At 57.1% G+C, this 1,612-nt stretch carries 2 rRNA genes; both read right to left on the bottom strand.

Features of this window, described 5'->3' with window-relative positions:
* Positions 1 to 46: 46 nt before the first annotated feature.
* Positions 47 to 163: ribosomal RNA gene (gene rrf / locus AB0N78_RS14565) — 5S ribosomal RNA — on the bottom strand.
* Between the two features lie 95 nt (positions 164 to 258).
* Positions 259 to 1,612: ribosomal RNA gene (locus AB0N78_RS14560) — 23S ribosomal RNA — on the bottom strand; the annotation flags it as partial.

Below are 1,612 nucleotides of genomic sequence, written 5' to 3'. Positions count from 1 at the left end.
AACGACGAAAGGCCACCCCAGTGGGGTGGCCTTTCGTGCAAAAGGTGTCCGGCGGCGTCCTACTCTCCCACACCCTGGCGAGTGCAGTACCATCGGCGCTGTGGGGCTTAGCTTCCGGGTTCGGAATGGGACCGGGCGTTTCCCCCACGCTATGACCGCCGTAACTCTATCGAACTATCAAACACCACACCTCGAACCTGGACGGTGAGGGGTGTTCGCGGTTCGGGAACCGCACAGTGGACGCGTAACAAAGATGTTGTGGTGAAGTTGTCGGCTTATTAGTACCGGTCAGCTGCGGCAGTCTTTAGTCCTGCCTTCCACATCCGGCCTATCTACCCAGTGGTCTAGCTGGGAGCCTCTCACCCACAAGGGGCGTGGAAACCTCATCTTGAAGCAGGCTTCCCGCTTAGATGCTTTCAGCGGTTATCCCTTCCGAACGTAGCTAACCAGCCGTGCTCCTGGCGGAACAACTGGCACACCAGAGGTTCGTCCGTCCCGGTCCTCTCGTACTAGGGACAGCCCTTCTCAAGTTTCCTGCGCGCGCAGCGGATAGGGACCGAACTGTCTCACGACGTTCTAAACCCAGCTCGCGTACCGCTTTAATGGGCGAACAGCCCAACCCTTGGGACCTACTCCAGCCCCAGGATGCGACGAGCCGACATCGAGGTGCCAAACCATGCCGTCGATATGGACTCTTGGGCAAGATCAGCCTGTTATCCCCGGGGTACCTTTTATCCGTTGAGCGACGGCGCTTCCACAAGCCACCGCCGGATCACTAGTTCCGACTTTCGTCCCTGCTCGACCTGTCAGTCTCACAGTCAAGCTCCCTTGTGCACTTGCACTCGCCACCTGATTGCCAACCAGGCTGAGGGAACCTTTGAGCGCCTCCGTTACATTTTAGGAGGCAACCGCCCCAGTTAAACTACCCACCAGGCACTGTCCCTGATCCGGATTACGGACCGAGGTTAGATATCCAGAGCGACCAGAGTGGTATTTCAACGTTGACTCCACCGACACTGGCGTGCCGACTTCACAGTCTCCCACCTATCCTACACAAGCCGCACCGAACACCAATACCAAGCTATAGTAAAGGTCCCGGGGTCTTTCCGTCCTGCTGCGCGTAACGAGCATCTTTACTCGTAGTGCAATTTCGCCGAGTTCGCGGTTGAGACAGCGGAGAAGTCGTTACGCCATTCGTGCAGGTCGGAACTTACCCGACAAGGAATTTCGCTACCTTAGGATGGTTATAGTTACCACCGCCGTTTACTGGGGCTTAAATTCTGAGCTTCGCCTTACGGCTAACCCGTCCTCTTAACCTTCCAGCACCGGGCAGGCGTCAGTCCGTATACATCGTCTTGCGACTTCGCACGGACCTGTGTTTTTAGTAAACAGTCGCTTCTCCCTGGTCTCTGCGGCCCTCCACGCTTCCCGGGCAAGCCGGTACACGCTTCAGGCCCCCCTTCTCCCGAAGTTACGGGGGCATTTTGCCGAGTTCCTTAACCACGATTCACTCGATCGCCTTAGTATTCTCTACCTGACCACCTGAGTCGGTTTAGGGTACGGGCGGCTAGAACCTCGCGTCGAAGCTTTTCTCGGCAGCATAGGATCACCC

The organism is Cellulomonas sp. NPDC089187 (assembly GCF_040685135.1).
Taxonomy (GTDB): Bacteria; Actinomycetota; Actinomycetes; order Actinomycetales; family Cellulomonadaceae; genus Cellulomonas.
The sequence above is the reverse complement of the archived record's forward strand: the minus strand, read 5'-3'. Positions and strand labels throughout refer to the sequence as shown.